Below are 13358 nucleotides of genomic sequence, written 5' to 3'. Positions count from 1 at the left end.
TCTAACCAAACCAAACTATAAATATAATAAAAACTAGCATGAGGTGAAAAGTAAATTGAAAATTGATAAGGCAATAGGGGTAATTGATAAAAAGATTTGTAGGAATATTGAACATTTTAAAACAATTGATCGTGGTTTTTTGTCGCAAAACATTTTGTCTGATTTACGTGATTTAGTAGAACATACCTCTTTAAAAGCATTTAGTAGCGGGGATGACATAGAAATCACATACGAAAACATACAAAAAGCAAATGAGTTTGTGAAAACAGTTAGCTACTTAAATTTTTTACACAAATTTCATAGATTCCTTCAAATAACAACTTCGCATTACACTCTTGATGAAGGAAATTCGGAACGATTAATGCTTAAATATTACAAATATATGTTACAAATAAAAGAACTACTAGAAAAGAGATATAATATAAATATTCTATCGAATATTGAGGAATTTCCATTAAAGCTTGATCCACACTTAAATGAATATTACGAAAAAATTGCGGAAAAAATCAAAGTTTCTCCAATGAATGGTTATAATGATGTATACAATGACAGGTATTATATACGGAAAATAAAACCGTTTTTTGTAGATCAAAAAGTATACTATGAAGTAACATTTACAACAGCGAATGATTATGTAAGTAAATTTGATAGAATTATAGCCTTTACTGATATTGATATAATGTCTAATTATGCAGTGAAATTTTGGATTAGGCATGACGTTATAGATGTCTTAGGAAAAAGAATGCCAATTAGGATTATAGAGAATTATGAGGTGTCTATACGACCATGTGAATTAAACAACTTTGCTAGTATCTTTGGTTTGAATTCGAAAATTTCAACCGGTCATGTTGAGTATAAGGAATTAATGTTATTTATATTCAGTACTGGTATGGATCTTAGTCAATTTGTAAGTATGCCGAAAAGTTACTATAGACAAATAAAAGAGGAAGTAAATTCTAAGTCAAAGAATTCAAGGATTTTCGATTTGTTAGATAAGTGTAGAGGAATAATACTTAACAATTCCCCAGGAGCAAATACGTTAAAATACTTACTATATAAAATGAACAATAAAGTTATAAAAAATCAACTAAATTACAGAGCCTGTCATCTTTTATCGGATTTAAATTTAGATTATGGATGTATACCGTTTGATCAGATGCCGTTTAATACTTCTTTAAAGAGTCATAATCCCAGATTGGTTGATTTATTTGCTTGTATCGATATTGATGATAGAGAACATGAGTTATTTGCTAGAATGATTAAAAATAATACCGAGATAGAAGGACAATTGTTTACAAGTAAAAAAGATATAGTTAACTTTGAGAATGTTGATTATTTGATATTAAAATATAATAACAGACTATACTATAAACATGAAAATCGAAAAATACAAGAATACAAGGGAAATCTTTTTATTAAAGGTTATGAGGAGAATGCAGTAAAAATCATAGAAGAGTTAAACGAACTAACTGATGAAGGTATCGGGGGATACGAGTTGTCTGTAGATTATTGGTTGGAAAATACATCGCATTCAATAGATTGTGAAGAAAAGAAAAGTGCGTTGAGAAGTATATTTGACAAATCTAGAGTCGCTTTAATATATGGGGCGGCTGGTACTGGTAAAACTACTTTGATTGACCATATCTCTAATTTTTTTAATGAGGAAAAGAAAATATACTTAGCAAATACTAACCCAGCGGTAGATAATTTAAAACAAAAAGTACACGCTTCAAATTGTTCACATTACACAATAGCGAAATACTTAACGTACTCTCATAATGATACAGATTGCGATGTTCTGTTTATTGATGAGTGTAGTACCGTTAGTAATGCTCAAATGTATGAGGTTATAAGTAAATCAACGTTTAAATTACTGGTATTAGTAGGCGATGTATTTCAGATAGAATCAATAACCTTTGGAAATTGGTTTAATATTATACGTTCATTTGTTCCCAAGACATCAGTTTTCGAATTAGAAAAACCATACCGAAGTAAAAGTGATAATTTACTTAATGTATGGAGAAAGGTTAGGGAACTTGATGATGATATACTAGAACATCTAACCCGAAATGATTATTCTTCTAATTTAGATGAATCAATATTTCAACGCACGACAGATGATGAAATCGTACTTTGTTTGAATTATGATGGACTTTACGGAATAAATAATATTAATAAATTCCTTCAGGGTAGTAATCCTAATCCCGAGATTATATGGGGGGTGCAATCCTATAAAGTAGGAGATCCAATACTTTTTAATGAGTCTAACAGATTCCATCCCTTAATATATAATAATTCAAAGGGGAAAATAGTAGATATTAAGGTGTTCGAAAAAGAAATCGAATTTGATATATTATTAGACCGACCAATTAATGAATTGCAAGCATACGGCTACGACTTTGAACTGATAAATGAATCTGAAGATGCAAACTCAATTATACGATTTACTGTAAATAAATATAAAAGTACAGATGAAGATGATGATGAAAACGGTGATGATATTGTCCCATTTCAAGTAGCATATGCAATATCGATACATAAAGCTCAGGGATTAGAATATGAATCGGTAAAAGTTGTAATAACTGACGAAGTTGATGAGCAAATCACTCATAATATATTTTACACAGCTATAACACGGGCAAGGGAAAATTTAAAAATATATTGGACCCCTGAAACAGAAAAAACAATCCTGTCAAATTTCAATAAAAAGAATCTTGCAAAAGATGTTGCTTTAATTTCAGTGAAAAATGATTTGGAAAAGCAAAAAGTTAGATGAAGATTTTGGATATGTTCCCGCGAACGTACAAATAAGTCGATATGTTCCCGCATACGACCGTTTTGCTAAAATTCGCAAATACATCAATTCTATCAACTCGTCCCATGTAGAATGCGTTTGTAACATAATTAGAAAGCCCAATCAATAACAACCTTATTTTCAAAGACCGTGATTCTATCTATAAGCGTTGCAATGACTAATCTTTTCTTATCAGTCTCTTCGTTCTCCCAGTCGAAATTGGGTAATTGAGAGACTGTTTCTTTTATTTGCTCTAAGTGTTTCACATCTTTTTCCTTTTTTAATTCATTAATTCTGTTTGAAATACCTTCTTTGTCTTCATTTAGTTTTTTGATTTTATTTGATATTACTTCGGCAGGGATGTTACCTAAGCTGTATAAATCAACCAAGTTGGATATTTGTTTATCGATGCCACCCAACTTCTTTTTAAGTATTGAGACTTCTTTATTTTTATCGTTATTCTTTCTTTTGTATTGCTCGAAGTTACCAATATTGACTTTTTTAATCTCACTTATGATATAATTTTCAATATCTTCTTTCGCTTCTTCTTTTTTATTGCAATATTCGTCGGCAATACCTTTCCTTTTTTTAATTATTTTATCAGAACACTTGTAGTATTTGTTTCTTTCACCATTTTTTAGCAATCCTCCGCTTCTTCCGTTCATTCTAGCTCCACATAAACCGCAATAGATTATCCCAGATAATAGATAGGTTTTTCTAAAAGGATTCGTTTTACTTGTTCGTTTTGCTAACAATTCTTGAGTTCGATTAAACAAATCCTCTTCTATTATAGGTTCATGTTCGCCCTCATAAATTTCCCCTTTGTATTTCAATTTTCCTATATAAATGGGATTAGAAAGAATGTTGCTTATTGTTGTTTCAGAAGAAAGAACCCCAGGAAACTTTTCCCTAACATTTTCTAATATATTAAAAATACCGTGACCTTTGTTGTACCTATCATAGATGTATTTGACGCATTGTGCCTCGTATTCATTGATAATCAAACTGCCATCAATGTAATCATATCCTGTGACTATCCTTGCACCACCACCTCCACCATGCCACTTTCCACTCTTTGCTCTCGCTTCTTTTCCCATTATAAAACGTTCTCTTATTTGTTCCCTCTCTAGTTGTGCAAAAACGGAAAGTATACCAATCATAGCTATTCCAAAGGGAGTAGATGTGTCAAATGATTCGCTCATACTAATTAAGGCTACCCCATTTTTTTGAAAAATTTCTTCTATCAGAAATAAAGTATCTTTCTGTGATCTACTTAACCTATCTATTTTGTAGACTAACACAGCGTCAATGGATCGAGTTTTTATTAACTTTATCATTTCTTGCATAGCTGGCCTGTCTAAATTAGAACCAGAAAATCCAGGATCCGAATATATTTTAGCAACATCATAACCTTTAGCTTCAGCAAAAGATTTTAGCCTTTCTTTCTGTTCTTCTATAGAATAACCTTCTTCAGCCTGTTCGTGTGTAGATACTCTTACATATATAGCTGCATTCATAAATTATCCCTCCTTTTTAAAAAAAGGCGGGCTGTCCGAAAAGTAAAATTACAGCTTGAATACTAAATAAAACAAACCCAAGATTGCTGTAAAATCAACATTCTTGGGTTTAATATTTTAGTGCCTTTACTCTCAATTGGATTTTTTAGACAGTCCCTTTATAACTACAAAATGCTCAGGTAATCAAAGGATCCTTAATTAGTTTAAAATATGCTTTTTACCACAATTGGTCTCTTTCAGCACCCAATACACCGTCGATTAATATAAAGAGCAGTGATCGCTTCCTGTATTTATTTATTCGTTTTTTTAAAAAAATTTGTTATAATTAAACAAATTTATAATTCAGGAGGATTTGAAAATGAACAGTTTATTTTCAAAAAAGAGGATGAAGAATGTAATTTCTTTACTATGCGCTTTCCTTTTAGTTTTCGGAATGACATTACCTTTTTTTACCAATGTGGTTAGCGCAGAAACTAATAAGGTTTCAATCAAGGATGAAAACCAGTATAATTCTGCGCTAAGCGAGAAAGAAAACATTATTTTGACTCAAAAGTTATCAAATATTGAAGATGAAATTGATGATTATCTTAAAACAATTCCTTATACCGAAGAAGAATTTGAAACAATGAGTGATGAAGAGTTTGATAAGATTTTTAATACATATTTTTATAGCGAGGAATTTCTAGAACTAGAAAGAGAACATGGGGAAGTATACTCAGCACTTGAGGGTCAACATGGAGAAGTACAACCTGCAATAGCTCCAATTTTTGTTCCAATTCTAGCCCATGTTGCAAGAATTGCATTACAAACTGTTGTAAGACATGGAACTCGTGTTGCATCCTCATATTTAAAAAAGAATCTAAAAAAAGTAGGAAAGAATTACAGATTAATCTGGAATATTAAAAATTCTAAAGGTAAAGTTACAACATTATTAAGTATTCAACACAAACCTACAAAACAAATTGTATTTAGATTAGATAATGGTAGTTTACATGCATATTTAAAACCTGGTACATCACAATGGTTCTGGCATTTCCATATAGGAGGAACACCAGCCGCAATGAAACATCATTACTCTTTAAGAGCTATAATTCCTTCAAAATATAAACCTAAACCAGGCCTTACGTTATTTTAAAAATGATGCTGGGTAAAACCCAGTGAAAATCAAAAAAGCCGCATGAAATCAAGGGTTTTCAAATTTGATTTTATGCGGTTTTACTTTCTGGGTTTGTACCAATTCCGATGATTTTTTACTTATTTCCCATCCTCATTTTTATTTTTCAACAAGATCGCAGGAGGATGAGGTGTACTGTTATCTTTCGTTTCATTCACAAAATACATATGGTTATTAATTTCTCCGTATTGTTCTGTATAAGGCATTTCAAGTGATTCAAATAACTTCATGCTGTCATCTGAAACTTTTATCACAATTACTTCATAACCCTCTCCATCAGATGCAGAAAAATCACCTTGAGACTCTCCCGTACTTAATGCTACATCAATTACTCTTTTTAATTCTAATAATGCTGTTTTATTCCCCACTATAAATGACTCGTGGTGTGGCATGTATTGAGCATAAATATGAAGATATTTCGTATCTTTAAAAGTCATACCAATCACTTTCCCTTCTTTATTTTTTGTTGTTCCAGTCATATTCCGTGTAAAAACGTTGTCCGCTGATACGCTTTTTTAAGCTGGGTTTACGGGGACCGATTTTAATTTTCATTTTTTAACAGACCTCGTTTTTCTTCATATTCGTTGATGTCTTTTTCAATATAAAGAGGGAGGGAGTTGTCATGTACCCACATCGCCGGTTTTGGAAAATCGTCATGTCTCAACTCCCAATTTTTTACGACTTGTCTACTTACGTTCCAACGCCGAGCTAAGTCGGCTTTAGAGTATAGTTTTGGTAAGTTGTCATCGCACTCACTTCTTTTCTTTTGTTGGTAATATCATTTTAGTAATAAAGAGTATAAACCATAATAAACTTACTACTAAACCGATCCAGTTTAATGTAGTCATGTTGTTGAAGTCAATTTCCAAGAGCAGTATGGCCATTAAAACAAACGCCAATAAGTCTGTACTGTTTATCTTATTCATAAGCTTGAGAAAGATGTGTTATAATATTTGTAGGGAGGGGGATTGCCTCCCCCTGTGGTTTAGTCCTTATCGTCTCTTTTAGTGAATCTATCGTATATATCAAGTAGCGCCTTGATGCTAGCGATGATTCCTGCGACGGTGAGGACTATATTTCTTACATCCTCCAACTTTTCACCTCCTTTCTATAACAAATTATACCACCGCTTTACGTTGTAAACAGATATTATGAAAAAAGTTAATGTTTTTTATAAAAAACAAGCCCCTTTCGAGAGGGCTTAAAATCAAGCGATGTTACCGTTCAAGATCAAGGTGTCGCTTCCTTGATTTATTTGTTTCTTCTTTTAAACTTTGGTCAACGTCGTATTGCAAACCCACTATTTCGGTATATAAGTTTGAACCTTTTAAGGGCATGCTTCTCATACTTAGATTTTTCGCTTTGTTTTTTATAAACTTTAGTTTATCTTTCTTCGTTTGAGAGTTTGTAATCGTTGATTCACGACGAAATTCAATAGTTAACTGTTCAAGTTCATTCTGTATTTCCATCTCAGTTTTTATTTTGTCATCCATTATTTTATTTCACCTCGCACTTTATATTATTCACGAATCACCTGATCAAACCATTCTTCGCCAACCATCATTTGTTCACCATTTCTTTCATAACTAAACTTGGCAACATTGTTTGCTTCTTTATGATAGGGAACCTCCCAGAATACTGTAATCTCACTTACATCAGATTCTTTGGCCAACTTTGCAGCTAGATGTTCACTGTACATTGATAGCATGTTACGTGTATTTTTAGCACCGTTTTTTACATTCCAAGTGAAGTGGGGGAGTACAACATAACTCCCGTCATTAAGACCCATGTTTTCATTTGCTTTAATCTCTTTGATCTCAACGAAATATTTCTTTGCGATTTTTTAATAACCTCTTTGATCTCTTCATCACGGGGAGACTCTTTCGCTGATTCAGCGCTTTTCGCCTCGGCATTGGCTTTTGCTTCGGCCTCTTCCTTCTCAAGCGCTTTTTGCTCTTTCTCTTTTTCGAGTCGCTCTTTTTCTTTCTGTTTTTCTTGTTCGAGCTTTTTCTGTTCTTCTTCAGCTTCTTTTTTCTCTTTTTCTTTCTCGGCCTTTTTGGCTGAAAGCTAAAAAACTTTTTATTGCAAGTGGAATCTTACTTTTATCAACTGGCATCATTGCTAGTTTTGATAATGATTCTGAAATCACTAGTGTTGCATTAATTAAATTTCACTTTTTATTTTTTGCATAGAAAAAGTCTTTTATAATGGATAAGTCATGTGGTAACCCATCCAAATCCACTAAAAAGGACACAAACTCATGGACAAGATTACATGAAAAACTTCATAATTTGAAGAACAGGTGAAAACCAGAAGTTAGATTTCTATACTAAAAAATTAACGACAGAGTCATTCCTAAAATTACTGCTTTTTTCTTAGCTACATGAAGTAGAAAGTCTTTATGCGCTAAGTGATTGTCTTTTCGATGATCATCTTCAAAAAGAGATTGACCTTGATTCGATCAGTATTTCGCAGCTGTCACGCCGAATAAATGGTATGAATCCAGATCTATTTCAAAGGCTTTTCCATGACTTAGTCTCATAAATGCATGCCAAAACTCACTATACAAAACTTGTTATGCCGTTAAAAAACATAGATTCAAGCACATTGTCACTGAATTTAAACAACCATGGGTGGGGCAAAGTTCCGCAAGACAAAAGCCGGTGTGAAACTGCATCTACGCCTTGTATTTATGGAAAAAGGAACTTCCTATCCCGAAAAAGCCGTCATAACAAAAAAAGAACACGACCGTGGTCAGCTTGAATTCATGGTGGATGACAAGGAATGCATGTATGTGTTTGACCGTGGCTATCTGGACTACGAGCGCTTTGACCGCATGAAGGATGACGGCTACTTTTTTCTATCAAGACTACGTAAAAGCGCTGTCATACGGGCAATTTACAATTTTAAATTGCCCGAGGATACGACTGTTTTATCTGATCAAATGGTGCTGATTGGTACGACTACGACTCAAAATAGTGCTAAAAATTACTTTCGTTTTCTAAAAGGGATGGATTCAAAAGGGAATGTACTACACTTCATTACAAATCGGTTTGATTTGAGCGCCGAAGAAATTTCAGAGATGTATAAATCACGTTGGGAATTGAATTATTTTTCAAATTGATCAAACAACATCTCAACATAAAAAAATTCTACGGTCAAAGCGAGTGGGCCATCCAAAATCAAGTGTTCATCGCACTGATTGTTTTTTGCCTACATATTCTCGTACAAATAGAGACAGGAAGCAAACGAAAGACCTTGCAAATCAGCCGTTATTACGGGCTGCTTAGCGCATATTTGGCTTCGGAAAATTGAAGGAAAAGGCGTTCCCTGATAAGTAAGTCGTCGTCGTTCTTAAAGTCTAATTGTAAATAAACCCCAAGTGGATGGAACCACCTTTAGTTAGGTTTTTACTTTTTTAGCTCTTAACACGGAAAGTGAATAAATGGGAAATTCTATCAAATTTTATGCAACAGTAGTGAGGTTATTTCTGTTTAAATAAACTATTTTCTCGTCAATGTGCTCAAAAATTATAAATGTTTTATTCATAGCAAATCTATAAGTAATACTAAGCAACGTGATGTTCAACAAAAATTAGTAAAGCTGTCATTAAAAATATTGTCATACCGATTTATCCACAAAATTCTATTATGGTCATGTAGTGATTAAATATGGTTAACCCACTCATATATTTACCGTATCATATATAAAAAGGAGAAATCATGGCTGATAATAATTATATTCAGGTATCAGGAGCTCGGAGCACGTGCATCAGGTTTTAGTTCGGGGCAAATATGCGAAAAAAAGAGAAAAGGTAATACATACTGGTGGTAGTGGTTATATAAATATAATGATGCCAAACCAATGGATTTTCAATTTTCCCGTAGGCTGCGGTAAACTATTTTAAAATTATGATGATTTCAAGAAGGTTTAACGCACTTTTCTGTTGAACTAATTGAACTAAGAAGGATTATCGTGTCTTTTATTGTACTAACGAAGCAGGTTTCTTTAATAAGCACCAATGGATTTTTTGTTATTTCAAATAAAATTGAATCAAAAGTGGAACTTATATTTGTTTTAACTGTATCAAAGTAAAGTGCAGAAGGAGTCAAAACAATGAAGAAAACATATATATCTGTAACTTTAGTGATTTTGATTTTATCGGCTTGTAATTCATCAGCATTGAGTTTTAGTGAAATTGAAAATGTACCTAATCATGTGCAAGACAGAATTGATTCCAATTTAAAACTTCAATTAATCAATGATGGAGAAAAAGGTTCTTATATCATTTTTCATTCAAGTGGAGATGTAGAAACTGATTTAGAAACACAAGGGGATAAAGTTACTTTAAAGTTGAATGAAACCAATTTAGCAGAAGACGCTGTAAAGCAACATACATTTTATTTAACGACAGACCCAGAACACGATGTAATAGAAGTTCTAGTAAATCGGGAATCAATACCCTTTGATAACGTGACAAGTCTATAAGCAACGGGATGTTTTTGTATTAAGCAAAAACACTCTTCCACTAATGGGGTGCTTTAATGGAATGAGGGATGAGAATGGCTGCAATTTTTTTTCTTTATTCTCTCCCTTGATAATTCTATTTCTTACGTGGTTAAATTGATAGTAAATGCTGGGGGTGGTATGTTGAAAAACAACATTGAAAAGGTGTTAGGGATATTGCTCATAGCCCTACTAGCCTTCAATTTTTTCTTTTTATTGCACATTAATAATTCAATGAACGAAAAGCAGAAGCAATTAGAAGAAAGACTTACCAAATTAAGTAGTCAAATAGGCGATCTGCAGGAAAACAATTCAACAACAGGAAATAGTAGTGCTGATAAAACGATTGATTTTCTTAAACAGGAATATATAAACTATAAGGATTTTGCAAACAATGACCGAGAAAGCTTCATGAACTTAGTCAGCTTATTTTTTGTAGCATTAGCCGTCTTGGTAACAGGTGGAACAATAGTCCTTTATTGGATTTTTGGTCAAACGAAAACAGAAGTAAAAGAAAATGCAAATTTAACAATAAAATCATCCATTAATGAGATAAAAGAAAGTGCTGACTCAACAGTGAAGGATTCCGTAAAGGTAATTGAAGAGGAAGCTAAAACTAAAATTAAACTTTTAATTGATCCTAAAATGGAAGACTTTGAAGCAAAATACAGTGAGTTAGAAAGGTTTATGGAGAATCAACACTCTCTTAGAAAGAGCAGAGTAATGGTTTTAAGCCCCCAAGATAAAAAAGAAGAGATGGAAAGACTTGAAGTAATGAGAATTCGTAGAATAGTAGATGAAGCTCGGTTATTGAGTTTGGAAAACTTCAAAGAATTTGACCAGGCGATAGCTAGTGGTGAAATAGATATTATTATATATAGGTATGAAAAAGCTGGTGGGAAAAAGCAAGAAGAAACTATAAGGAAATACATAAAAAAGCTAAAAGATTTGGACTTGGAAATTCCCATTGTAGTTTATGCTCCTCATGGTACAAGAGTAGATGGAGAAGACCTTCATTCAGTAAATTCTTACCCATTTTCAGTTATGGCGAATATGCCGACAAGCCTTACAAGTAATATGATGTCATTGGCTAATGCACTATCATATGAAAGGGGAAATTAATATGTCAGTAATAGAGTATTTAGAATCATTACTTGAAGAGGAAAAAATTGACGATGAAAATAAAGAAGAAAAAAGAGATGAAGTAGAAACAGCAATAAGAGAGAAATTTGGTGATAAAGTTTAAATACTCAGGTTCTATAGCAAAGCATACTGCAATTAATTCGAGAAAGACTTAGACCTTTCTATCCATTTCAATAAGGAATCTTTTTGAATCGGCTACACTTAGTTGGACAGATTTGTTAAGGTCATAGACTCGATTCAATCTAGTCGGAGGAGAATCGAGAATGAACAATTTAAAGAACAAATCGTACAGCTGTATGCAACTGGCAAGCCACGAACCGAAATCATCATGGAGTATGATCTAACACCTTCTTCCTTTGATAAATGGGTGCGTTAACACAATATGACTGACTCTTTTGAAGAGAAAGATAACCGAGTGCCTGAACAGGAAGAACTGATTAAGCTACGTAAAGAAAACCAAAGGCTTGCGATGGGGAATGACATTTTAAAGCAAGCCGCGCTGATCATGGGACGAAAGTAGATGTGATTCGAAATAACGCTCACAAATACTCAGTATCAGCACATGTTTTTACTGCACCGAGTAACCGCAGGTGCAATGTGTGACGTCCTGCAAGTCCCTAGAAGTACGTATTATGTATGAAGCCAAAATCAAAGGTGGCCAGGAAGAAGAGGAACTGATAAGGCTTATCAAAGATATATTCAAATCCAGCAGAAATAACTACGGCCAGAGAAAAATAAAGATTGAGCTTCAAAAGCAATGCTGATAGTAGGATTATAAAGTAAAGGTTAAAATGACTAAGGAGTTAATATGATGTTAAAGGTACGCCCTTTAGAGGATAGAGACTATGATTTGATCAAAGAAGCAGAAACAGTTATTAAAAAAAATTATAAGTATGGACGACACCATGTTGGTTCCGCAGTAAGAACTAGAGCTGGTGCTATTTTTTCAGCCGTTCACGTAGAAGCAAATGTGGGAAGAATCACCGTTTGTGCGGAAGCAATAGCTATCGGTAAGTCTATTTCTGAAGGAGATCATGAATTTGAAACAATTGTAGCCGTGGCTCATCCTCACCCTCATGAAAATATAGAAAAATGTTGGGTGGTTGCCCCCTGCGGCATGTGTCGGGAGTTAATTAGTGATTATGGGAAAAATACAGATGTCATCATTCCCTATAATGACAAATTAGTAAAGTGTAAGATTTTGGAATTACTTCCTGAAAAATATACCAGTGATGTTTAAAGAAGTTCCTGATAAAGAAAGGAGCATTCCTGTTCATGTGTGGATTTGTAAGTAAACATGGAGAGAGAGACTTAGAATTACCAAATAACCGAAACAAATTATTAGATGCAATTGCAAGTGATTTATTAAGCGATGGTAATGTTCTGTCATTTTTTTATGGTGGTTCCATCGGTAATGAAAATACAAATATTTTTTCGGATATTGACCTTAGAATCGTTGTGAAACCTCACAAAATAAACAAATACATTGCAAATAAACAGATGCGCGCAAAAAACTGGGGAAATGTATTGTATTTTGAGGATTCTGATCCTTCGTCAATCTATACTGTTGCCCATTACGATTGTTTTGTTAAAGTGGACATTTTTTATTTTACTTTGGACGATATTCAACCCTCTCCTTGGTTACAAAACATTAAAATAATCAAGGACACCAATGAAGTGATGAGAGCTATACAAAGACAATCCATGGAAATGACTTACAAACCAACAATCGCTGAATTTGAAGCTTGGAGAACAAAATTTTTTGCGTATTTACATGAAGCTTATCGGAAGGCAATGACAAAAGAATATTATTATGCTTTGGATTGTATTGATACATTACGATTATCCATGTCAACAGCTTGGTATATGGCTTCAGGAATTCAACCAAATACGTTTGGTGATTGGTCTAAATACGAAGGTGATAGAAGTCGGTTAAAAGACTGGCAGAAGTCGCTACTTGAAAGTTGGGAATGCGGAAGAGAAACGATAGAAATGATGAGTGTTATGAGAAGTATCGTACTTGAATTTAAAAAAGTACATGATACACTTTGTGAACTATTGGAAATCGAAAATGATTCAGAACGGGTGAATGAAATTGTAAATATGGTGATATAAATGTAAATATTTATCCCGCATGTAAGATGCCGTAAGACTCCCACTTCAAAATCTTGAGTGAATACAAGAGGTCTAAGTGGGAGAAAACGGCACCTAAAAGCCCGATTAG

General features: G+C 33.3%; 11 protein-coding genes and 2 pseudogenes. 9 read left to right on the top strand and 4 right to left on the bottom strand.

What is annotated here, in order from left to right:
- Window positions 1-55 precede the first annotated feature (55 nt).
- A complete protein-coding gene (locus JOC94_RS01180) occupies window positions 56-2776 on the top strand; it encodes an ATP-dependent DNA helicase (protein WP_213088936.1) in 2721 nt (906 codons plus the stop codon).
- A gap of 128 nt (window positions 2777-2904) precedes the next feature.
- Here JOC94_RS01180 and JOC94_RS01175 read toward each other — a convergent pair whose 3' ends face one another.
- Complete coding sequence (locus tag JOC94_RS01175; protein WP_077110068.1) at window positions 2905-4311, bottom strand: recombinase family protein; 1407 nt, start codon at window positions 4309-4311, stop codon at window positions 2905-2907.
- Between the two features lie 358 nt (window positions 4312-4669).
- Between JOC94_RS01175 and JOC94_RS01170 the strand changes: the two genes are divergently transcribed.
- A complete protein-coding gene (locus JOC94_RS01170) occupies window positions 4670-5446 on the top strand; it encodes a hypothetical protein (protein WP_077110069.1) in 777 nt (258 codons plus the stop codon).
- Between the two features lie 119 nt (window positions 5447-5565).
- Here JOC94_RS01170 and JOC94_RS01165 read toward each other — a convergent pair whose 3' ends face one another.
- From JOC94_RS01165 to JOC94_RS01155, 3 genes are all read right to left on the bottom strand, one after another.
- On the bottom strand, window positions 5566-5964 hold the full coding sequence (locus tag JOC94_RS01165) for a hypothetical protein (protein ID WP_077110250.1): 399 nt from the start codon (window positions 5962-5964) through the stop codon (window positions 5566-5568).
- 738 nt (window positions 5965-6702) lie between these two features.
- Window positions 6703-6978, bottom strand: a complete 276-nt coding sequence (locus tag JOC94_RS01160; RefSeq protein WP_077110418.1) for a hypothetical protein — start codon at window positions 6976-6978, stop codon at window positions 6703-6705.
- A 26-nt stretch (window positions 6979-7004) separates the two neighbouring features.
- Complete coding sequence (locus tag JOC94_RS01155; protein ID WP_077110416.1) at window positions 7005-7274, bottom strand: hypothetical protein; 270 nt, start codon at window positions 7272-7274, stop codon at window positions 7005-7007.
- Window positions 7275-7775: 501 nt separating this feature from the next.
- Between JOC94_RS01155 and JOC94_RS01150 the strand changes: the two are divergent.
- The 7 genes and pseudogenes from JOC94_RS01150 to JOC94_RS01120 all read left to right on the top strand — a co-directional run.
- A pseudogene (locus JOC94_RS01150) lies at window positions 7776-8819 on the top strand (IS4 family transposase); the annotation flags it as partial.
- Window positions 8820-9601: 782 nt separating this feature from the next.
- Entirely contained in the window at window positions 9602-9973 is a 372-nt protein-coding gene (locus JOC94_RS01145) for a hypothetical protein (protein WP_077110412.1), read from the top strand.
- A 159-nt stretch (window positions 9974-10132) separates the two neighbouring features.
- A complete protein-coding gene (locus JOC94_RS01140) occupies window positions 10133-11113 on the top strand; it encodes a hypothetical protein (RefSeq protein WP_077110410.1) in 981 nt (326 codons plus the stop codon).
- A 1-nt stretch (window position 11114) separates the two neighbouring features.
- Window positions 11115-11237: a hypothetical protein gene (locus JOC94_RS23110; protein WP_268920932.1), complete on the top strand. Its 123-nt coding sequence runs from the start codon at window positions 11115-11117 to the stop codon at window positions 11235-11237.
- A 132-nt stretch (window positions 11238-11369) separates the two neighbouring features.
- Window positions 11370-11892, top strand: a pseudogene (locus JOC94_RS22745) (IS3-like element IS655 family transposase); the annotation flags it as partial.
- A gap of 53 nt (window positions 11893-11945) precedes the next feature.
- Window positions 11946-12374 carry a cytidine deaminase gene (locus tag JOC94_RS01125; protein WP_077110408.1) on the top strand — a complete coding sequence of 143 codons (429 nt, stop codon included), beginning with the start codon at window positions 11946-11948 and terminating at the stop codon, window positions 12372-12374.
- A gap of 35 nt (window positions 12375-12409) precedes the next feature.
- On the top strand, window positions 12410-13249 hold the full coding sequence (locus JOC94_RS01120; RefSeq protein ID WP_077110406.1) for a hypothetical protein: 840 nt from the start codon (window positions 12410-12412) through the stop codon (window positions 13247-13249).
- Window positions 13250-13358: the final 109 nt, after the last annotated feature.

The sequence above is a fragment of the Siminovitchia thermophila genome, assembly GCF_016909185.1.
In the GTDB taxonomy this organism is placed as follows: Bacteria; Bacillota; Bacilli; order Bacillales; family Bacillaceae_C; genus Siminovitchia; species Siminovitchia thermophila.
Note: the sequence above shows the minus strand (reverse complement) of the source record. Positions and strands in the feature narration are given on the sequence as shown.

Excerpts from the sequence above, each read along its gene's own strand:
- JOC94_RS01165 (WP_077110250.1), bottom strand. The coding sequence starts at position 5,964 with ATGACTGGAACAACAAAAAATAAAGAAGGGAAAGTGATTGGTATGACT.
- JOC94_RS01160 (WP_077110418.1), bottom strand. The coding sequence starts at position 6,978 with ATGGATGACAAAATAAAAACTGAGATGGAAATACAGAATGAACTTGAA.
- JOC94_RS23110 (WP_268920932.1), top strand. The coding sequence starts at position 11,115 with ATGTCAGTAATAGAGTATTTAGAATCATTACTTGAAGAGGAAAAAATT.
- JOC94_RS01145 (WP_077110412.1), top strand. The coding sequence starts at position 9,602 with ATGAAGAAAACATATATATCTGTAACTTTAGTGATTTTGATTTTATCG.
- JOC94_RS01155 (WP_077110416.1), bottom strand. The coding sequence starts at position 7,274 with ATGGGTCTTAATGACGGGAGTTATGTTGTACTCCCCCACTTCACTTGG.
- JOC94_RS01170 (WP_077110069.1), top strand. The coding sequence starts at position 4,670 with ATGAACAGTTTATTTTCAAAAAAGAGGATGAAGAATGTAATTTCTTTA.
- JOC94_RS01120 (WP_077110406.1), top strand. The coding sequence starts at position 12,410 with ATGTGTGGATTTGTAAGTAAACATGGAGAGAGAGACTTAGAATTACCA.
- JOC94_RS01175 (WP_077110068.1), bottom strand. The coding sequence starts at position 4,311 with ATGAATGCAGCTATATATGTAAGAGTATCTACACACGAACAGGCTGAA.
- JOC94_RS01140 (WP_077110410.1), top strand. The coding sequence starts at position 10,133 with ATGTTGAAAAACAACATTGAAAAGGTGTTAGGGATATTGCTCATAGCC.
- JOC94_RS01125 (WP_077110408.1), top strand. The coding sequence starts at position 11,946 with ATGTTAAAGGTACGCCCTTTAGAGGATAGAGACTATGATTTGATCAAA.